This is a genomic window from Acinetobacter sp. V102_4 (assembly GCF_031799005.1).
GTDB classification, from domain to species: domain Bacteria; phylum Pseudomonadota; class Gammaproteobacteria; order Pseudomonadales; family Moraxellaceae; genus Acinetobacter; species Acinetobacter calcoaceticus.
The window spans coordinates 39,595-59,660 of sequence record NZ_JAVQNR010000029.1; the positions used below are offsets into that span (position 1 = coordinate 39,595).

At 40.7% G+C, this 20,066-nt stretch carries 17 protein-coding genes; 10 read left to right on the forward strand and 7 right to left on the reverse strand.

All coding sequences use genetic code 11. The features are described from left to right. Positions 1–73 precede the first annotated feature (73 nt). From lptF to RMB13_RS01675, 4 genes are all read left to right on the forward strand, one after another. The gene (gene lptF, locus RMB13_RS01660) at positions 74–1,174 is read left to right on the forward strand and encodes an LPS export ABC transporter permease LptF (RefSeq protein ID WP_035363991.1); all 1,101 of its coding nucleotides are present in this window, start codon (positions 74–76) and stop codon (positions 1,172–1,174) included. Then, a complete protein-coding gene (lptG, locus tag RMB13_RS01665) occupies positions 1,174–2,244 on the forward strand; it encodes an LPS export ABC transporter permease LptG (RefSeq protein ID WP_003654431.1) in 1,071 nt (356 codons plus the stop codon). Before lptF ends, lptG begins: the two co-directional genes overlap by 1 nt. A gap of 126 nt (positions 2,245–2,370) precedes the next feature. Continuing rightward, complete coding sequence (gene gpmI, locus RMB13_RS01670; protein WP_132068565.1) at positions 2,371–3,918, forward strand: 2,3-bisphosphoglycerate-independent phosphoglycerate mutase; 1,548 nt, start codon at positions 2,371–2,373, stop codon at positions 3,916–3,918. 15 nt (positions 3,919–3,933) lie between these two features. Then, entirely contained in the window at positions 3,934–5,118 is a 1,185-nt protein-coding gene (locus RMB13_RS01675) for a S41 family peptidase (RefSeq protein WP_311084233.1), read from the forward strand. Positions 5,119–5,122: 4 nt separating this feature from the next. On the opposite strand, the gene RMB13_RS01680 is transcribed toward RMB13_RS01675, so the two are convergent. From RMB13_RS01680 to RMB13_RS01690, 3 genes are read right to left on the reverse strand one after another with little or no spacing between them, the layout of a single operon-like run. Continuing rightward, complete coding sequence (locus RMB13_RS01680; protein WP_311084235.1) at positions 5,123–6,541, reverse strand: sigma-54 dependent transcriptional regulator; 1,419 nt, start codon at positions 6,539–6,541, stop codon at positions 5,123–5,125. A gap of 24 nt (positions 6,542–6,565) precedes the next feature. Next, positions 6,566–8,134 (reverse strand): PAS domain-containing sensor histidine kinase, encoded by a 1,569-nt coding sequence (locus RMB13_RS01685; protein WP_311084236.1) that lies wholly within the window; start codon positions 8,132–8,134, stop codon positions 6,566–6,568. A 10-nt stretch (positions 8,135–8,144) separates the two neighbouring features. Further along, positions 8,145–8,780 carry a response regulator gene (locus RMB13_RS01690; RefSeq protein ID WP_003654436.1) on the reverse strand — a complete coding sequence of 212 codons (636 nt, stop codon included), beginning with the start codon at positions 8,778–8,780 and terminating at the stop codon, positions 8,145–8,147. 212 nt (positions 8,781–8,992) lie between these two features. Here RMB13_RS01690 and pbpG point away from each other — a divergent pair, with 212 nt between their 5' ends. Further along, positions 8,993–10,039, forward strand: coding sequence for a D-alanyl-D-alanine endopeptidase PBP7/8 (pbpG, locus tag RMB13_RS01695; RefSeq protein WP_311084237.1), 1,047 nt, complete (start codon positions 8,993–8,995; stop codon positions 10,037–10,039). Between the two features lie 108 nt (positions 10,040–10,147). Here the strand turns inward: pbpG and thrC are convergent, their stop codons facing one another. The 4 genes from thrC to xerD form a co-directional block, all read right to left on the reverse strand. Continuing rightward, positions 10,148–11,287, reverse strand: coding sequence for a threonine synthase (thrC, locus tag RMB13_RS01700; RefSeq protein ID WP_003654438.1), 1,140 nt, complete (start codon positions 11,285–11,287; stop codon positions 10,148–10,150). Positions 11,288–11,341: 54 nt separating this feature from the next. Then, positions 11,342–12,643 (reverse strand): homoserine dehydrogenase, encoded by a 1,302-nt coding sequence (locus RMB13_RS01705; protein WP_004640662.1) that lies wholly within the window; start codon positions 12,641–12,643, stop codon positions 11,342–11,344. 243 nt (positions 12,644–12,886) lie between these two features. After that, positions 12,887–13,699 carry a DsbC family protein gene (locus RMB13_RS01710; protein WP_056484281.1) on the reverse strand — a complete coding sequence of 271 codons (813 nt, stop codon included), beginning with the start codon at positions 13,697–13,699 and terminating at the stop codon, positions 12,887–12,889. Positions 13,700–13,845: 146 nt separating this feature from the next. After that, a complete protein-coding gene (gene xerD, locus RMB13_RS01715; protein WP_004640667.1) occupies positions 13,846–14,766 on the reverse strand; it encodes a site-specific tyrosine recombinase XerD in 921 nt (306 codons plus the stop codon). Positions 14,767–14,909: 143 nt separating this feature from the next. On the opposite strand from xerD, the gene RMB13_RS01720 reads away from it, so the two are divergent. The 5 genes from RMB13_RS01720 to ftsW all read left to right on the forward strand — a co-directional run bounded on the left by RMB13_RS01720 (position 14,910) and on the right by ftsW (position 20,023). Next, entirely contained in the window at positions 14,910–15,173 is a 264-nt protein-coding gene (locus RMB13_RS01720; protein ID WP_311084238.1) for a FeoA family protein, read from the forward strand. Beyond that, positions 15,170–17,023 (forward strand): ferrous iron transporter B, encoded by a 1,854-nt coding sequence (locus RMB13_RS01725; protein ID WP_311084239.1) that lies wholly within the window; start codon positions 15,170–15,172, stop codon positions 17,021–17,023. Before RMB13_RS01720 ends, RMB13_RS01725 begins: the two co-directional genes overlap by 4 nt. Positions 17,024–17,043: 20 nt before the next feature. Further along, on the forward strand, positions 17,044–17,295 hold the full coding sequence (locus tag RMB13_RS01730; protein ID WP_231762076.1) for a DUF6587 family protein: 252 nt from the start codon (positions 17,044–17,046) through the stop codon (positions 17,293–17,295). Positions 17,296–17,455: 160 nt separating this feature from the next. Next, positions 17,456–18,802: a UDP-N-acetylmuramoyl-L-alanine--D-glutamate ligase gene (gene murD, locus RMB13_RS01735; protein ID WP_311084240.1), complete on the forward strand. Its 1,347-nt coding sequence runs from the start codon at positions 17,456–17,458 to the stop codon at positions 18,800–18,802. Positions 18,803–18,826: 24 nt separating this feature from the next. After that, the gene (gene ftsW, locus RMB13_RS01740; protein WP_311084241.1) at positions 18,827–20,023 is read left to right on the forward strand and encodes a putative lipid II flippase FtsW; all 1,197 of its coding nucleotides are present in this window, start codon (positions 18,827–18,829) and stop codon (positions 20,021–20,023) included. Positions 20,024–20,066: the final 43 nt, after the last annotated feature.

Below are 20,066 nucleotides of genomic sequence, written 5' to 3' on the forward strand. Positions count from 1 at the left end.
AATGTGCGGTTTTATATTTTTAACATTCGGGTAAACTAGCATTCGTCCCGATTAGCCTTTTGGAAGTATTACTTTGATTATTCGGCGTTATCTCGTCAAGCAAGTTGTCTCTACCTCATTGGTGGTCATTTCCTTATTGACCTTAATCATGATGGGTGGTCGTCTGATCAAATACTTTGGTGTGGCGGCGCAGGGGCGTTTAGATGCCAGCATCTTGTTTAGCATCATTGGATATCGTTTACCTGAATTTCTAACACTCATTTTACCACTGGGTTTTTTTATTGGTTTAATGTTGGTGTTTGGTCGTTTATATGTTGACCATGAAATGGCAGTACTGAACGGTAGTGGTGTGAGTCGCCATCAATTAGCGCGCTTACTCATTCCTATAACACTGGTTTATATGGTTTGTCAGTCTGTGCTTATGCTTTGGATGACACCGTGGGGACTTCGTGAGTTTGAAAAATTAACCACTACCCAAGCGGTTCGCACGGGCTTCGATTTAGTTCGTCCAAGAGAGTTTATTTCATCGGGACCATATACGATTTATGCGGGTTCACTGTCAGAAGATCGAAAAAATCTAAAAGACATTTTCTTTTATCAACGTGCGACCAAAGAAGATAAGCCAGATGTCATGATCTTGGCAAAAGAAGCGACTCGTGTAGAAGTTGCAAATGACACAGCCAATGTCGTTGATCTGGTGCAAGGCCGCCGTTATGAAATATTCCCGGGACACCCAAAATATACACAAGCAGAGTTTCAGTCTTATCGTCTACGTTTAGAAAATGACAAAGATGTTAAGTTTGAAAGTGGTGATGTAGAAGCTTTATCAACAACCAAACTTTTTTCAAAAACAAATGATCCAGTGGTAAGAAGTGAGTTGGGATGGCGTTTGTTTGGACCATTCACCATTATTATTGCTTTAATGCTTTCTGTGGCATTGTCTGAGGTGAGTCCAAGACAAGGTCGTTATTACCGTCTTATTCCGGCGATTTTTATTTTTTCCAGTCTGATCGTATTAATGATTGCAATCAAGACTCGTATTAGTAAAGAAGAACTCGATATTTGGGCTTATCCTGCCGTGTTGGTTGTTTATGGCGTTGCAGCTGCCTTATTTTCACGTAAGCAGAAGTTAGGACCAAAAATCAAGAAACAGATCAAGCGAGTGAAATTATAATGTTAGCACGTCGAATAGTCGCCAAATATGTGACGAAAACCACTGCGCTTGCAATGTTTGGCACCACAGTTGTTTTGTCCATTCTTCAGGTCTTATTTACATATCTTGGCGAGTTAGGTGAGCTCAAACCAGACTATAACGCATGGCAAGCTCTCATCTATGTGTTATGGGGAGCGCCTCGTTATCTATATGAAATTTTGCCTATTTCTGCCTTGATTGGTGCTGTGATTGGTTTAGGCTCGTTGGCGACGAGTAGTGAACTTATTGTCATGCGCTCTGCCGGTATTAGCTTGTGGCGTATTGTTGGTTGGGTGATGCGCTCAGCTTTACTACTTATTATTTTGTCGTTTGCCTTAAGTGAGTGGGTTATCCCTTATACGAATGAAAAAGCACAAAGTGTTAAAAGCCACCGTTCTGTAGCTGCTTTAGGCGAAGTCAAAGGTTATTGGTCACGTGAAGGACAGCGATTTATCTATATCGACTATGCTAACTCTCAGGGCAATTTAAAAGATATTCAAGTGGTCGACTTTGACCAGAACTATTACTTGCAATCATTGATTAATGCTCAACAAGGACAGTTCGTAAAAAATGGTCAATGGGCTTTGAAGAAAGCAGAACAAATGGATATTTTGGCGGCAGGAAATGCCATTAAAACTGACCATGATGAACAATCGCTTGCTTTAGCATTACAGCCTAAATATGTGCACATGGTGACTTTAGATCCTGAGGATTTATCGCCAAGCCAACTTATTAGCTTCATGCGTTATATGGATGAATACAGTCAGGTACCAAAGACTTACCAATTGGCTTTCTGGCAAAAAGTTGCCTCGCCATTTTCGTTGATCGCTTTGGTTCTAGTGGCGTGTTCATTTATTTTTGGACCATTACGTCAACAATCAATGGGTTTCCGTTTGGTGATCGCATTGTTTATTGGCTTGAGTTTCTATTATTTGCAGGATTTCTTGGGCTATGCCAGCTTGGTTTACTCCCCATCTCCAGCTTGGTTTGTACTTGTACCTATATTATTAATGTTTGGTGCCGGAAGTTATTTGCTTTACCGCGCTCGCTAGTAATAATTGATATTTATGGTTTTCATCAATCGTAGATATTGGTGAAAGCCATAGGAAAAAATAGAGTCTTGACCGAAAATTCGGTAAGATATTGTGACGAAATTGTAGACAAAAGAGAAATAGATTATGACGGATGCAACTGCTGGCAAGATCCCTCACGTTCTGGTCATTATGGATGGTGTTGGTCACCGTGAAGCGATTGAAGATAATGCTTTTCTTGCAGCAAAAACACCGAATTTGGCGGCAATGACAGCAAAGCATCCAAATAGTCTAATTTCTGGTTCTGGTGAAGATGTTGGTTTACCTGATGGACAAATGGGTAACTCTGAAGTCGGCCATATGAATCTTGGTGCTGGTCGTGTTTTGTATCAAGACTTTACCCGTATTACTAAAGATATTCGTACTGGCGACTTTTTTAAACATGAAGTGTTGATTGACGCTGTTGAAAAGGCCAAAGCTGCTAATGGTGCTGTTCATATTATGGGCCTGCTCTCAGAAGGTGGCGTCCATTCACATGAAGACCATATTGTGGCGATGTGTGAGCTTGCATTAAAACGTGGTGCAAAAGTTTATTTACATGCTTTCCTTGATGGCCGTGATACACCGCCACGTAGTGCTCAGCCGTCTTTAGAAAAATTAGATGCATTATTCGCTCAATACCAAGGTCAAGGCCGTATCGCGACCATGATTGGCCGCTACTTTGCAATGGACCGCGATAACCGTTGGGATCGTGTTGAGCAAGCTTATCGCTTGTTGACCGAAGGCGAGGCACTTCGTACTGCACAAACAGCAGTGGAAGGGTTAGAGTTAGCTTATGCAGCCAATGAAAACGATGAGTTTGTAAAAGCGACTCGTATTGGTGATGTTGCTAAAGTACAAGACGGCGATAGCGTTGTATTTATGAATTTCCGTGCTGACCGAGCTCGTGAAATTACTCGTGCATTTGTAGAAAAAGACTTTGCAGGTTTTGAGCGTAAAGTTGTACCAAACCTTTCTAAATTTGTCATGCTAACCCGTTATCAAGCTAGCATTGATGCGCCAGTTGCATATATGCCAGAAGCATTAAAAAATTCATTGGGTGAATATTTATCTTCTCTTGGAAAGACTCAGTTACGTATTGCCGAAACTGAAAAATATGCTCATGTAACGTTCTTCTTTAGTGGCGGGCGTGAAGATGAATATCCGGGCGAAAAGCGTATTTTGATTCCATCTCCAAACGTTGCAACATATGACCTTAAGCCTGAAATGAGTGCTTATGAAGTAACTGATGAATTGGTTAAAGCCATTAATTCTGGCGAATACGATTTATTGGTTGTGAACTATGCCAATGGTGATATGGTAGGCCATACAGGTATTTTTGATGCTGCAGTTAAAGCAGTTGAAGCAGTCGATCTTTGTCTTGGGCGTGTCTATGAAGCGGTAATGGCAAAGAAAGGCCATATGCTGATTACTGCTGACCATGGTAACGTGGAACAAATGCAAGACTACGAAAGCGGTCAAGTTCACACTCAACATACAACGGAACTTGTACCGTTTATCTATGTTGGCCCAACACAAGCAACAATTGCAGAAGGTGGTGTGCTTGCCGATGTAGCACCGACTATTCTCAATTTAATGCAGATTCCTGTTCCTGCTGAAATGCAAGGGCGTAATCTGATTACATTATCTGCATAAGCCAAAGGTGATTGGATGCTGCAACACATTAAATATAAAAAACTTATTGTAAGTATGTTGCTGTGTTGCAGCCAATTTGCTTTTGCAGCGCCAGTTGTTAAAGAGAAATTGTCACCTCTGCATTCGGATTCGGAAGAACCTGAACATAGTTATGCAGAGGTGCCGATTGAGTCTATTCAACAGTTTGTTCAAATCTATGGAATCGTTCGAGATAATTACGTTGACGTGAAGTCCGACGATGCCTTATTTCAACAAGCCATTAAAGGGTTGGTGAGTGGGCTAGATCGTTATTCACGTTATTTGTCGGCAGAAGAATATCGTCAATTGATTCAATATACCGAAGGTGACCTTGCCTCGGTTGATTTTGCTTTAAGCCCTGAAGTGCATGTCCATAAATGGATGATTCGTGATCTTAAAACTGGTTCAGACTCATACAAATTAGGTTTGAGAAATGGTCAAGCGATTCTCAAGATTGATAATCAAGACTTAAAAAATTTAAATCAAGATCAGGTGCTTGGGCTGCTTTATGGTTCTATCGGAAGTACGCTTCAAGTACAAACAGAAGATTTAAATGGAAACCTCAACTTAGTTCGTAATAAAAAAATAGAAACCGATATAGAACCTGTAATGCTGCATAATCAGGTTTTGGTGCTAAAAATTAGAGTATTCCAGCAAGACACGGCAAATGAAATTAAACGGTTAATTGAAGAAAATAGTTCACCACGTTTAAAAGCCGTTTTAATCGATTTACGAAACAATCCAGGTGGGTTGTTATCGGCAGCAGTCGAGTCGGCAGATTTATTTCTAAATAGTGGGATTATCGTCTCAACTAAAAGCCGTTCGGAAGGTAATCAGCAATTTCAGGCTCTGCCCGGCAATGAATTTCAGAATATAAAATTAGGTATATTAATTAATCATCGTTCTGCATCGGCAGCAGAAGTTTTTACCGCGGCCATGAAAGAACATCAGCGTGCTTGGGTGATAGGTGAAAAAAGTTATGGGAAAGGCGTAGTGCAGAAACTGTTTCCTTTGCCAAGTGGTGCGGCACTACAAATGACTGTCTCACATTATTACACGCCAAATGGCAATATGATTGAAGGGCAAGGTATTCAGCCTAATCAGACCTATCCTTTGCCCCCAGAAATGAAAGAAGACGTATATTTAGATCGTGTTGCAGACTTATTTCTAAAGAAAAAATAGTCTTTTATACTTCCTCTCCTAATTCGGTATCTAAGCCAAACTTTTTCAATCGATAGCGTAAAGAGCGGAAGGTCATTCCTAGCTTTTTAGCTGCTAAGGTCCGATTCCAATGGGTCATGTCCAACGCGTTCAGTAGAATATCTTTTTCAATATTTTCTAAGTAGCGTTCTAAGCCTTCCATTGGTAATTTTGGCCGAGTCTGAGTAATCGCAGTTGATGTGTCATTCACTGGTTTAGTTGCGATTTGCGAGTTAACGCTACTGCCTCTGAGAGGAGGTGCTAAATGTGTTAAATCAATACATTCATCATCACTTAAGGTAATAGCTCGTTCAATCATATTTCTTAATTCACGAACATTACCTGGAAAATCTTGCTGCAATAAATAAGTTTCAGCAGTAGTGGTTAATTGTTTGCTTGGAATTTCCCATTCCATACAAACCTTTTGAATAAAATGATTGGCTAATAACAAAATATCTCCACCGCGCTCACGCAGTGGCGGCAACATGATATCCATAACATGAATACGGAAAAATAAATCCTGACGGAATTTACCTTGTCGAACTAATAAATCTAAATCTTGGTGGCTGGCGCTAATCACCCGAAAATCAACATCGATTTCCTGATCGGAACCTACTGGGCGAATTTTTTTCTCTTGTACTGCCCGAAGTAATTTGACTTGCATACTTAAAGGCAATTCGGCAATTTCATCTAAAAATAAGCTGCCGCCATGAGCGGATAAAATAAGGCCTTGTTTGTCTTGGATAGCACCAGTAAAGCTACCTTTTTTATGTCCAAAAAGTTCACTTTCCATGAGCTCAGTTGGAATTGCTCCACAGTTAATCGCAATAAATGGACCTTCGCTGCGGTTACTCAAGCGGTGCATAAGATTAGCAACAACTTCTTTACCTGTACCGGATTCCCCCGTAACAAACACAGGAGCTTGGGAACGAGCTATTTTTTTTATAGCAATACGCAAGTTTTGTATCGGTGGAGAACGTCCGATTAATAGGTCATTCTCCAACGTTGTTTCACCAAACACATGCTCTGGTTTTGGCTGATTTAGCGCTTTTTTTAATAACTGATCTAAATGAATTTGGTTAATAGGTTTACTTACAAAATCAAAAGCTCCCGCTTTTAATGCTGCAATTGCAATATCCATATTGCCGTACGCAGTTAGAACTGCAATTGGTGTGTGAGAATAAGTTTGAGAAACATGTTTAACTAACTCTAAACCGCTACCGTCGGGTAGGTTTAAATCGGTTAAGCATGCATCGTAATGAAACTGAGTAAAGAGTTGTTTGGCCTGTTCAACCCGATAAGCAATATGTGTTTTAATTCCCATTCGCGCAAGAGTCATTTGCATTAAAAGGCACAAATCTTCTTCATCGTCTACAAGCAAAACTAGTGGTTGCTGCTCTGCCATTTCCCCAAAAACCTAATAAAAAAATCAATATATTATTGGGCATTCCATTTGGAAGCATGCCCCTTGTTTTTGCTCTACATACGTGAGCTTTGCATGGTTTGCCTCACAAAAACTATGAGACAAATATAATCCTAAACCAGTTCCATTAATTTCGGTACTAAAAAATGGTTTAAATAATTGGGATATATCACGTTTTGAAACACCTTCGCCGTAATCGATCACATCAATATAAATTTTATTTGTTTGTGAGTGAATGTTGATCAGAACATGGGGTGAATCGGGGGCATTATGTCGTAAAGCATTCCTGACAAGGTTAATCAGCACTTGTCTGAGCTGCTTTTCATCAAACAATATCTTTAAAGATAAATCAGAGCTTTTAAGTTGTATAGAATGTTTAACATCCAATAGATCTTCGTCTAATAATGTCTTTATGAAGCCGTTTAATTCAATCTGGATTGGGTGAGTTCTTTCACTACTGGCAAGACCTAAGGTGTCTTGAACAATACTATCGATGCGTTTTGTTTGCTTGCCAATCATACGGCGTAAAGTATTTTGCTGCTCTAAATCACTATCTTTAAGTAATTCATTTGCCTGAACAATTGCTGCCAGAGGATTACGGATTTCATGTGCAATACTGGCTGAAAGTTGCCCTAAAGCGGCAAGTTTGAGTTGTTGAGCTTGCTGATTAATGTGTTGTGCATCTTGTAAAATGAGCAGCGTCAATGCTTGTTGTGGCACCACAAGATGTTGCACTTTAATGTTAATAGAGTAAGCCGACAGCCGCGACTCAAAAATAAATCGATCACCTTCTTGTAGGTTATCAAACTTAAGAATTTCAAATAAATCGGGGTGCCATTTAGCTAAAGGATATTTTTCACTGGCAAATTGTGGCGGAATGCCCAACAGAGAGCAGGCAGCTGGATTACTTAGAACAATGTCATAGTTTTCATCTAGAACAAGATAGCCTTCTTCAATTTGTTCCAGAATATAGCGGTTAATATTTTGTAGTTGATAGAGTTCTATTGATTGGTGGGAAGTTAGCGCCTCAAGTAATTTAAAGCGCTGAACAGCAATTTGTCCGATCCCATGCACCACAAAAAATAAGAAGGCTAATAAGGCACTATTACCAATTGTATTTAGATTATTGTAGTCAAATAAACTACCAACAAAGCGTTGGTAAATAACAGCAATGACTGCAAGTAATGTAATGAGTAAAGACATTCTTGCGCTGAGTAAAATTGCCGAGGTGAATATAGCAATAACATACAGCAAGCTGAGTTGTAGATTTGGTTCACCTACAGAAAATGTAAGTAAACTCAGACAGATAACATCAACTACAAAAAATAAAATAAGCTGCTTTGTTGCCTGAGTTGCACTAAACTTAAAACACAAAAGCTGAAGAAGGCTTAATATGGAATAGCCAAGCAGTGTGTAAGAATATAAAGCGGGTTGTTGTAGACTATTGTCGATTTGAGCATCGGTTAAAACCAAAATAATATTGAGGCTAACCGCAATAATAAGACGATATAAACCATACCACGTGCCCAAACGAAAAATCGTATTGGACAACGATGAGTTTAAGGGAAATTGCATATAAGTTTGATTACGGCTTGATCAGACCATAACGGATCGCAAGATGAGTTAGTTTGACATCACTATCGATGGCGAGCTTTTCAAAAATACGGTAGCGGTAAGTATTCACCGTTTTGACACTTACAAAAAGTTTGTCCGCAATTTCTTGAGCGCTAATACAATTTACAACCATCATTGCAACTTGCATTTCTCGTTCAGATAGGGCGTCAAAAGGTGATTGTTGTGTGTCCGATAGATAGGAACTCGCTAACTGCTCAGCAATATCTGCACTGAAGTATTTGCCGCCTTGCATGACTTTGTTGATTGCTCGAACCATTTCTGTAATTGGAGCACCTTTCGTGATGTAGCCTTTAGCTCCTGCTTTAAGCAAAAGAGAAGGGTAAGGTTCCTCTGATAAACCACTTACAGCAATAACTTTTGTATCTGGCGCGGTTTGTAGTAAACGACGCGTTGTTTCTACGCCCCCGATGCCTGGCATGTTGACATCAAGTAGCACAACTTGAGGATGTTTCTGACGAACAATAGCAATTGCTTCTTCACCCGATTCGGCTTGTCCAATGACCTCTACATCGGCATGATCTTCTAACATACGGCAAATGCCTGTACGTACAAGTTCATGGTCATCCACAACTAAAACTGTAATCAAGAAGACCTCCTTTCTTTCAAAAAACAAGTTTTTTGTTACATAAAGCAAAATTAGCTTGCAATGGAATGACAAAATTAGCAATCCTATTCTTATATAGTGAGCGAATAGTTGTGCACAATTGTGTCGGTAAAAGCGTTATACCTTATACCTCAAATGTAAGGCATAATTATAGTAAGCGCAAATGTGTATCACCCTGAGTCGAGTATTGTGCCGTGAAAAATTCTAAAAAGTCTTTAATACATGTGCTAAGCATGTCTATTTTGCTTAGTTTGAGTTCAACAAGCTTTGCAGAACTCGTCAATAACCCGTCCTCAGGGAGTGGTGGGAGTGCAAGTTTAAATTGGTCTTCAGCTGACGCTAGTCAACTTTTGAATGATGAAGATGATGAGCCAACTATACAAGGGTCAACATCTGTAACTACAACTTTACGTGGTGGTAATGCACCCAAAGTTGTGGCATCTGCACCAAAATTTGCTCAAATCCGCGATACCTCTGGTTACAATGCCCAGCCGAGTGTAAGTGCTCGCGCTGCGTTAGTGATGGATGCGCAAACTGGTGAAGTGTTGTTTAGTAAAAATACGAATGCTTCTGTGCCAATTGCATCTATTACCAAGTTAATGACAGCAGTGGTAACGGCAGATGCTCGTTTAAACATGTCAGAAGAAATTATGCTTGAGCAAATTGATTTTGCGGGGGCAAACGGTAAAAATTCAAGTTCAACACTCCGTGTTGGCGACAAGATGAACCGTGCAGAAGTGTTATTGTTTGCTTTAATGAAGTCTGAAAATCCGGCAGCCGCTGCTTTAGCGCGTACTTATCCGGGTGGTCGCCCTGCATTCGTTGCTGCAATGAACTCTAAAGCACGTGTTTTAGGTATGAACGCAACTCATTATTATGAATCTACAGGATTAGATCCGCGTAATGTATCTTCTGCGCGTGACTTAGGGATTTTGGCAAGTACTGCATCTCAGTATGGTTTGATTCGTCAATTTTCAACCACACCGACTTATGATTTTAACTTGGGTTATCGCGTGTTGAAATCTAACAATACCAATGCTCTAGTGCGTAATGGTGGTTGGAATATTAACTTGTCTAAAACAGGTTATATCAATGAAGCAGGGCGCTGTGTTGTCATGCATACGACTGTAAACTCACGTCCAGCAGTGATTGTATTGCTTGGTGAGCCAAGTTCACAAGCACGTAATAATGATGCAACTAACCTATTGAGTTGGTTAAGTAATTTACCAAAACGTATTTAATTTAATTATTCTAAAAACGCTTCTAGATAGAAGCGTTTTTTTTATGACTATAAAAAAAGACATAAAAAACGGCTGTGTTGAACAGCCGTTTTTATGAAAATTCAGATTTTACATGTTAGATAAAATCGAATCTTTTACTTGGCTCATTGTTGCATCAATTGACAACATGACTGCATCAGCACATTGTTTGATTGCAGTATCTGGGTCTTTCAAGCCATTACCAGTCACTGTACATACAATTACAGAACCTTCAGCAATTTTACCTGCTTTAATGTCACGAATCGCACCACCGATAGAAGCAGCAGATGCTGGCTCAACAAATACGCCTTCGTACATAGAAAGTAAGCGCTGAGCTTCTAAAATTTCGCTGTCTTGAAGTTCATCAAACCAGCCTTTAGAGTCACGTACTACAGCTTTAGCATGGTTCCAGCTTTGTGGGTTACCAATACGAATTGCAGTTGCAACTGTTTCTGGGTTTTCAACTGGAGCGCCACGTAAGAATGGAGCTGCGCCAGAAGCCTGATAACCTACCATTGTTGGTAAACCTTCAGGTTTTGGACCAGTAAACTGATCTGTTGCTGCGTCATAAATAACTTGTTCAAACTGATCAGCAGGCTGATTTGCTACTGCTTCAGTATAGCCCATCCAGTGAGCTGTGATGTTACCTGCGTTACCTACAGGTAAGCAGTGATAATCAGGTGCACGGCCTAAAGCTTCAACGATTTCATAAGCAATGGTTTTTTGGCCTTGCAAACGGTAAGGGTTGATTGAGTTTACAATCGTTACAGGCGCTTGATCAGCAACTTCTTTTACAAGACGCATACCATCATCGAAGTTACCACGGATTTGCATAGTGATCGCACCATACATCATCGCTTGCGCCATTTTACCCATCGCAATTTTGCCTTCTGGAATCAAAACAAACGCTTTGATACCTGCACGTGCAGCATAAGCAGCAGCAGCAGCAGAAGTGTTACCAGTAGATGCACAGATAATCGCTTTAGAGCCTTCTTCAACCGCTTTGGTTACAGCCATGGTCATACCACGGTCTTTAAATGAACCAGTTGGGTTTAAACCCTCATATTTCACATAAATTTCAACATCTTTGCCAATAATACGTGGAATATTCTCTAGTTTAATGAGTGGGGTGTTGCCTTCCCCCAAAGAGATAGCACGAGTAGTTGCCGAAACTGGCAAACGGTCACGATAACGATCTACAAGACCAGTATAACGATTGGCATTAGACATGATGGTGTTCCAATTAGAGATGAAGCGGGAGAGGGAATCTTTCCCTCAACCTGATTAACTATCGAGCGATTCTAAACGAATTCTTACGATTTCGCCACGAATTGCAGGTAAGGCTTGAATTTGTGCAAGTGCCTCATCCATTTTAGATTCGACGATTGGATCGGTGAGAATCACGATTGGAATAAGGTCTTTTAAACGGGATTGTTGCATGATGGCATCAATACTAATTCCAGCACGGCTTAAGATTGTAGTGACATCTGCAAGTACGCCAGTTTGATCTTCGGCATTTAAGCGGATGTAATAACCTGTGGTCATTTCTTCACGGCTTAAAATTGGCACATTTGTTAATGCTTCAAAAGCAAGTTGAGGAATAGTTCCAGCACCATCTTCGGTATAAGAAATATCACGGACAATATCAATTACATCGGCAACAACAGCAGAAGCAGTTGGACCAGCACCAGCACCAGCGCCGTAATAGAGTGTAGGGCCTACAGCATGCGCTTGAACTAAAACAGCATTTTTAACACCATTTACATTGGCAATAAGCTGCTCATCTGGAATGAGTGTTGGGTGAACACGTAACTCAATACCTTTTTCAGCACGGCGGGCAATACCTAGGTGTTTAATGCGGAAACCGAGATCTTCGGCATATTTCACATCTTGTGCAGTAATTTTGCTAATACCTTCGGTATAGACCTTATCGAACTGAAGCGGAATACCAAACGCACAAGACGCTAAAATTGTAAGTTTGTGCGCAGCATCGATACCTTCAACGTCAAAAGTTGGATCTGCTTCTGCATAGCCAAGTTCTTGAGCTTCTTTTAATACATCATCAAATGCACGACCTTTCTCACGCATTTCGGTCAGAATAAAGTTGCCTGTGCCGTTAATGATACCTGCCAACCATTGAATATGATTTGCAGCAAGACCTTCACGGATGACTTTAATAATTGGAATACCGCCAGCAACTGCTGCTTCATAAGCGATTTGTACAGCATTATCTTCAGCTGCTTTAAATAGTTCGTTGCCATGTTCAGCGAGTAAAGCTTTATTTGCAGTAACGACTTGTTTGCCGTGTTTGATCGCTTCCATGATGACTTCGTAAGCAGGGTGTATACCACCCATCACTTCAACAACCATATCAACATCTGGTTGACGAACGATATCAAGTAAATCTGCGCTTTGTTTAATCCCTTCTAATTCGAGATCTGGACGAGGGCGGCGTGTTCCAACGTGGGTAATTTGAATTTCTCGACCGGTGCGACGTTTAATTTCAGCGGCATTTTCTTGTAGTAGTTTAAGGGCTCCTCCACCTACGGTTCCTAGACCGAGTATTGCCAGGCGAACTGGTTTCACGTCACACTCCATTCATCATTTAATCATTTAGTTGAAGCTAGATCATAGCTAAAAAAAACGCCAGACTCTAGCGCTTTTAGTGCCTGTTCAATGAATTAGAGTGCGATGTTTGGAAAAGAAGAGTAGATCAGTCTTTAAACACAGGTGGATAAAGTATTAATTAGTGAAAAAACAAAGCGCTGCAATTCGAGCAGCGCTTTTCTTAAGAGATAGATGATTAATCATTCATCAACTTTAAGTGGATTATTTATCCAGACGTTTAATTAATTCATCTGGTGTTAGATATCCACCCAAGTACTCGCCATCAGCATTGTAAATAGCAGGTGTACCATTTACACCCATATTCAAGCCAAGTTGATATTGCTCTCGAACAGGGTTTTTACATTGAGCTGGTGGAATGTTGATACCTTGTACTGCTTGATTAAAGGCAGCTTTACGATCTGCACTACACCATACAGCTTCCATGGTCGGCATAAATTGTTCGCCGCGTGGCCAAGCGATATAGCGTACTTCAATACCCTTTTCATTAATTTCGGGTATGTGCTCATGTAGCTTATGGCAATAAGGACAGCTTGCATCGGTAAACACATAGATCACGTGCTTAGCCTTGCCTTTTGCAGGGTAGACAATAAGATCTTCATTTTTTAAAGCGGCAAGATGCTTTTTATTTTCTGATGCTTGAAGTGAATCACCAATATTATGAAGCTCTTTGCCTCCTAATCGGATTACATCACCCTGAATTAAATATTTACCATCACTTGTTGTATAAACTGATGTCATCCCTTCTAGATTTACCCAATATAAATTAGGAACTTCAGTCGGCTTGATATCTAAAATTTTGGCGCTGATATTTGCATTCTTAAATTGTTTTTGCAAAGTTTCGATCAAACGCTGCTTGGCATTACGCTCGATAATGGTTGAAGCTTCCCCTGTAGCAGGTGCAGTCGCTGTGAGCGCATCTTCTTTTTGTGGTTTGTTTTCTTTAGAACAAGCACTGAACAAAAGGCTAGATGCCAAAGTACAGGCAAGAAAAATTTGAGAGCGGGTAAAAGACATAGATAACCCTTATTTCATCAGTATTTATAGTCAGAAGCTGCTAAGCATACCAAAAAATCTAACGTGTATTGTTAAAACTTTCTTAACCTTTGTGAACGAAATCAAACGATTGATATGAAATAATTGAGTGGAGCTTGAAAGCTTTATCATCCTCTAGGGTGATGTTTTTCATGTAATTGTTGCATTCTTACTTGTGCTACATGTGTATAGATTTGTGTTGTAGATAAATCGCTATGACCCAGTAACATTTGCACGACGCGTAAGTCTGCGCCGTGATTGAGCAGATGCGTTGCGAATGCATGGCGTAAGGTATGAGGTGATAGTTCAGCTTGAATATTGGCTTGTAGCGCATAGCGTTTAATGGCATACCAAAAGTTTTGTCGACTCATAATCCCGCCATGTTGGGTTAAAAAGAGATAGTCAGTCGAGCTTTTATAGAGTTGAGGCCGAGCATTATTCAAATAGCGTTCTACCCACTCACAGGCAAATTGTCCTAACGGCACCAAACGCTCTTTATTGCCTTTACCTGTAACACGTAAATAGCCTTGTTTTAAATTAATGAGTTCCAGACGCAAGTTAAGTAATTCTGAAACACGTAAACCACATGCATAAAGTACTTCAAACATTGCTCGGTCACGTAAGCCAAGTGCTGTATTGATATCTGGTGCTTGAATCAGTGATTCGACATCTTCTTCAGATAGATCTTTGGGTAATGCTCGTCCAATTTTAGGAGAGTGATGGGTCGCAACTGGATTGTCACTCCGTAATTTCTGTTCACGTAAAAATTTGTAAAACTGACGTAGGGCAGATAAACACCGTGCGATTGAGCGGGGACTTTTTCCTGCTTTTGTCAGTTCGATAAGAACATCGGCAATATCATCACTTGACCATTGTGGAAGAGCATTTTTTTTATGGAGTTCGCTGCATTGAATGAGGTCAGATAAGTACGCATTACGTGTATGTGGACTAACAGTCTGTGCAACGAGATAGTCGCGAAAACCTTGTAAAAAGCTTAAATGTTCTGGAATTTGAACAGGGCTTGGAATACGCGGTTTTTTATTTAACATACACTACATCCTCTAAACCTCTGTACTGTAAAAGAAACTTTAAGGTTTGTCGATTAAACTAAATAGGAAGTGAAATTTAACCTTATTTGGTAATTATTCTCATTTATATGTATACTAGAAAAAAAGGTTTAGGATCGGATGCGGTGCGTTTATCAGCTTTAAAAGTGAAGCAAGCGGCGACCATCAGCAAAGTGAATCGGATATCAGTAGAGTCCGAGCAGCAAGATTTGGTCGCAATTCGTTTGGAAAGTCTGGGCTTTGTGCCAGGCACACGAGTGGAAGTGATTACCAAGGGTATTTTTGGTGGTGATCCAATCTTGATCCAAATCGGCTTTACTCGTTTCGCTTTGCGTAAAGCAGAAGCGGAAAAAATCGAAATTCAAGTAGAAGAAGGAGTACCCGCATGAGTGATGCGTTACGTATTGCCCTTGTGGGAAATCCAAACTGTGGTAAAACCTCTCTTTTTAACCATTTAACTGGAACTCGACAAAAAGTCGCAAACTATGCGGGCGTAACGGTCGAGCGTAAAGTAGGTCATTTTCAGTTACCTTCAGGGCGTGCAGTGCGTGTACTCGATTTACCGGGTACATATAGTCTAAATGCAACCAGTCCTGATGAGGTTATTACCCGTGATGTTTGTTTGGGTAAGATTGCCGAAGAAGGTCAGCAAGATGCCTTTTTATGTGTGGTCGATGCGACTAACTTAAAATTGCATTTAGGACTCGTGCTCGAAATGATCGAGCTTGGCCGTCCGATTTTACTTGTACTGAATATGATGGATGAAGCGCGTCGTCGTGGCATCCAAATTAATACTCAAAAGTTGTCTCAACGTTTGGGTGTGGCAGTCGTTGAAACAGTTGCTGTTCGTAATGCGGGTATTGAAAATTTATTACATGCCCTTGATCAAGAAAAATACAGTGTGCCACAGACCGAACTGAGTGGTTTGACTGGAACTCATCATCAAAAAATCGATATGATTTTTAAAGATGTTGTTCAATATGTCGATCAGGGAGATAAACGTACTGATTTTCTAGATCGAATTTTCTTACACCCAGTTTTAGGCCTATTTAGCCTTGCCCTCATGATGTTTATTGTATTTCAGGCAGTTTTTGCTTGGGCAGCTCCATTCATGGATGGCATTGAAGGCTTCTTTGGCTGGTTAGGTGAAGTGGTGGGAACTGTGATTACACAGCCACTACTGCATAGTTTGGTTGTTGACGGAATTATTGCTGGTGCAGGTGGCGTAGTGGTGTTCTTGCCACAAATTCTAATCTTGTTCTTCTTCATTTTGGTATTAGAAGAATCGGGTTATTTACCGCGTGCAGCATTCTTGCTTGATAAATTAATGTTTCAAGCCGGTTTAAGTGGGCGTGCTTTCATTCCTTTACTTTCAAGCTTTGCCTGTGCAGTACCGGGAATTATGGCAACGCGTAGTATTAGTGACCCTCGTGATCGTTTTACGACCATTATGGTTGCGCCTTTAATGACCTGTTCGGCACGTTTGCCCGTATATGCTTTGCTGATTGCGGCCTTTATTCCAGAAAAAATGATCTGGGGTATTTTCAACTTACAAGGTCTGGTGCTATTCGGTCTGTACATGGCTGGTATTGTGAGTGCTCTTTGCGTTTCATTTTTAATGAAATTTTTGCAAAAAGATAAGTCACAGCATGCTTTACTGCTAGAGCTACCGAGTTATCGTTTCCCCGATTTAAAAAGTGTGGGAATTGGTTTGTTGGATCGCGCGAAGATCTTCTTGAAACGTGTCGGTGGAATCATTTTTGCGCTTTCTATTTTGCTCTGGTTTTTGTGTACTTTCCCACAGCCACCAGAAGGGGCGACATTACCTGCGATAGATTATAGTTTTGCCGGTATGCTCGGACATCTTATTCAACCTGGATTTGCTCCAATTGGTTTTAACTGGCAAATCTGTATTGCTTTAATTCCAGCAATGGCAGCTCGTGAAGTTGTAGTGGCAGCATTAGGTACAGTTTATGCCTTGTCTGCAACGAGTGACGATGCTGTAGCTCAAGGTTTGTCACATCTGATTAGTGCAGATGGCTCGGGTTGGTCTTTGGCAACAGGATTATCGCTTTTAGTGTGGTTTATTTATGCTCCACATTGTTTGGCCACATTGGCAACGGTACGACGTGAAACAGGTTCATGGAAACATGTTGCTGTCATGACTGCATATCTGTTCGGCTTGGCTTATTTGGCATCGTTTGTTACCTATCAAATTGCTTCCCACTATTGGGGTTAAGGCAAGAAAGGAGGTTGTACATGATTCAATATCTGATTATTGCGGTTTTAGTGAGCTGGAGTGCTGTTGTTGTTTTTAAGAAAGTATTTCCAAAAACAGCAAATTCAGTCTTTTCTACACTCTCTTCATTTTGTGAAAAGCAGGGTTGGGCAACCTTGGCAAAATGGCTTAAGCCAAAAATGACCTTTGGCTGTGCTGGCGGCTGTGGTTGCTCAAGTGAAGATAAACCTACGAATACAGTTCAAGAAATTAAGCCGATTAAATGGCAATAAATTTAGTATTTCTTGTTTCGTCTAAAAAGCCATCATATTGATGGCTTTTTTACGCACTGACACAAAAAAAGATGAATAAAGTTCAAACTGAAAAAGCATTCAAAACAGCAAAGTGCTAACATTTTTGCCATTCTGTCGATTGATAAATTGTGGGGCAAAAATGTTAATACAACGTGGTGGATTAAAAGTTGTCGCAGGCTTGGGAATATCAGGCGTTTCTGCTGTTAATTTCCTGCATGAACAAGGCTACCAAGTTGCAGTAACGGACTCTCGTCCAACCCCTCCTGGTCATGACCAGATTCCAGCTGGCGTTAAAACCAGTTTTGGTCAACTTGACCAAGAATTATTATTACAAGCAGAAGAAATTATTTTAAGCCCAGGCCTTGCACCGCAATTACCAGAAATTCAGGCAGCTATTGCTCAAGGGATTTCAGTTGTAGGCGACATTCAATTATTACGCCGTGCGACCGAAGTACCTATTGTGGCGATTACGGGTTCTAATGCGAAAAGTACCGTAACGACTTTAATTGGCTTAATGGCTAAAGATGCCGGTAAGAAAGTTGCTGTTGGTGGAAACCTTGGACGCCCAGCTCTAGATTTATTAAAAGATCAACCAGAGTTGCTTGTACTTGAGTTATCAAGTTTTCAATTAGAAACCACGTCTCATTTGAATGCTGAGGTTGCTGTGGTTCTTAACATGAGTGAAGACCACTTAGATCGTCATGGCGATATGTGGGGTTACCACCAAGCAAAACACCGTATTTTCCAAGGTGTTAAAAAAGTCATATTTAACCGTGATGATGCTTTAAGTCGTCCTCTTGTTCCAGATACAACACCAATGCAAAGCTTTGGTCTAAATGCTCCAGACTTAAATCAATATGGTGTTTTAAGAGATGGCGATGGCACGCTTTGGCTTGCACGTGGTTTGCAGCGTTTAATTAAAAGCTCAGATTTATATATTCAAGGCATGCACAACGTAGCCAATGCTTTAGCTTGTTTAGCATTAGGTGAAGCAATTGGTTTGCCTATGGAATCTATGCTTGAGACGTTAAAACAGTTTAAAGGATTAGAGCACCGTTGTGAGTATGTGAGAACTGTACATGATGTACGTTATTACAATGACTCTAAAGGGACTAACGTTGGTGCTACACTTGCAGCAATTGATGGTTTAGGCGCTGCAATTGAGGTTAAAAAGGGTAAGGTTGCCTTGATTTTGGGTGGGCAGGGCAAAGGTCAAGATTTTGCTCCATTACGTTCTTCTATCGAAAAATATGCCAAAGTTGTGGTATTGATTGGTGAGGATGCTCCAGTTATTGAACAAGCTATTCAGGGCGCAACCAAAATTTTGCATGCAGCAACGCTCAAAGAAGCTGTAGAGCTGTGTCAACGTGAAACACAAGCTGAAGATGTTGTGCTGTTATCACCAGCCTGTGCAAGTTTTGATATGTTTAAAAGTTATAATGACCGTGGTCAGCAGTTTGTTGCCTGCGTCAATTTGTTGGTTTAAAGAAAACATGATTAGGAATGTTGTATGGCAGGCTTAGCTCAGACCACAATCCAGAAAATCAATCATTGGTATGAACGGATATTGCCTAAATGGCCAGCGGAAGTGACGCCACGTAATGTCCTGATTTTCTGTGTCGTTGCATTATTGTGTATCGGTTCAGTGATGGTCGCATCTGCTTCGATGCCCTATGCTGAATATATGCATGAAAACCCGTTCCACTATGTGATTCGTCATGGTATTTCGATTATCGCTGCGGCTGTGGTGGCTTATTTGACCTATCGGATATCACTCAATACGTGGTTTAAAAATACTTTCCCGTTGTGGTTGTTGACCATGGTTCTTTTGCTTGCTGCTTTGGTGGTGGGTTCAGAAGTCAACGGTTCTACACGTTGGATTAAGATCGGTGGCTTTACTTTACAGCCAACCGAGGTTGCCAAAGTCATGATGGCAATCTTTACCGCAGACTACGTTGTACGCCGTGCCAAAGAGGTTCGTACTCATTGGAAAGGTTTATTGCGTTTAAGTGGGGTTATGGCAATCACGGTCGGTTTGATTATTGCTGAGCCTGACTTGGGTGCTACGATCGTAATTGTGTTGATGATGGTCGGTGTGTTCTTTTTAGCTGGTGCGCCGCCAACACAGTTCTTAATTATGTTAGGTGCGATTGTAACCGGTATCGTGTTTTTGATCTTATTTGAGCCGTATCGTTTCCAGCGTTTGATTTCGTTTACTGACCCGTGGGCAGATCCATTAGGGGTTGGTTACCAGTTATCAAATGCATTAATGGCCTTTGGCCGTGGTGAATGGTTTGGTACAGGCTTAGGGCACAGTGTACAAAAGCTATCTTATTTGCCAGAAGCACATACTGACTTTATGTTGGCTGTGTTAGGCGAAGAGTTCGGTTTCTTTGGTATTTCGATTGTCATTGTATTATCTTTCTCGATGCTAGCATGTTGTATCAAAATTGGTCATCGTGCATTGAAACACCATTACCTTCGCGCAGGTTATTTGGCGTACGGCATTAGTATTATTTTCTTGCTCCAGATTTTGGTAAATGCAGGCATGAATATGGGGTTGATGCCGACTAAAGGTTTGACTCTGCCATTTATTAGTTATGGTGGTACATCTTTAATGATGTGTGCTGCAATGATTAGCTTGATCTTAAAGATTGATGCTTCAACACAAGAAGTTAACCCAGAAAGGGAGGAATCAAACTTCTAGTTGAGTATTTAGGTATTAAAAAACCCGATTTGATATCGGGTTT

Excerpts from the sequence above, each read along its gene's own strand:
- RMB13_RS01685 (WP_311084236.1), bottom strand. The coding sequence starts at position 8,134 with ATGCAATTTCCCTTAAACTCATCGTTGTCCAATACGATTTTTCGTTTG.
- gpmI (WP_132068565.1), top strand. The coding sequence starts at position 2,371 with ATGACGGATGCAACTGCTGGCAAGATCCCTCACGTTCTGGTCATTATG.
- lptG (WP_003654431.1), top strand. The coding sequence starts at position 1,174 with ATGTTAGCACGTCGAATAGTCGCCAAATATGTGACGAAAACCACTGCG.
- xerD (WP_004640667.1), bottom strand. The coding sequence starts at position 14,766 with ATGTTAAATAAAAAACCGCGTATTCCAAGCCCTGTTCAAATTCCAGAA.
- ftsW (WP_311084241.1), top strand. The coding sequence starts at position 18,827 with ATGGCAGGCTTAGCTCAGACCACAATCCAGAAAATCAATCATTGGTAT.
- RMB13_RS01675 (WP_311084233.1), top strand. The coding sequence starts at position 3,934 with ATGCTGCAACACATTAAATATAAAAAACTTATTGTAAGTATGTTGCTG.
- RMB13_RS01725 (WP_311084239.1), top strand. The coding sequence starts at position 15,170 with ATGAGTGATGCGTTACGTATTGCCCTTGTGGGAAATCCAAACTGTGGT.
- thrC (WP_003654438.1), bottom strand. The coding sequence starts at position 11,287 with ATGTCTAATGCCAATCGTTATACTGGTCTTGTAGATCGTTATCGTGAC.
- RMB13_RS01710 (WP_056484281.1), bottom strand. The coding sequence starts at position 13,699 with ATGTCTTTTACCCGCTCTCAAATTTTTCTTGCCTGTACTTTGGCATCT.
- RMB13_RS01680 (WP_311084235.1), bottom strand. The coding sequence starts at position 6,541 with ATGGCAGAGCAGCAACCACTAGTTTTGCTTGTAGACGATGAAGAAGAT.
- murD (WP_311084240.1), top strand. The coding sequence starts at position 17,456 with ATGTTAATACAACGTGGTGGATTAAAAGTTGTCGCAGGCTTGGGAATA.
- RMB13_RS01730 (WP_231762076.1), top strand. The coding sequence starts at position 17,044 with ATGATTCAATATCTGATTATTGCGGTTTTAGTGAGCTGGAGTGCTGTT.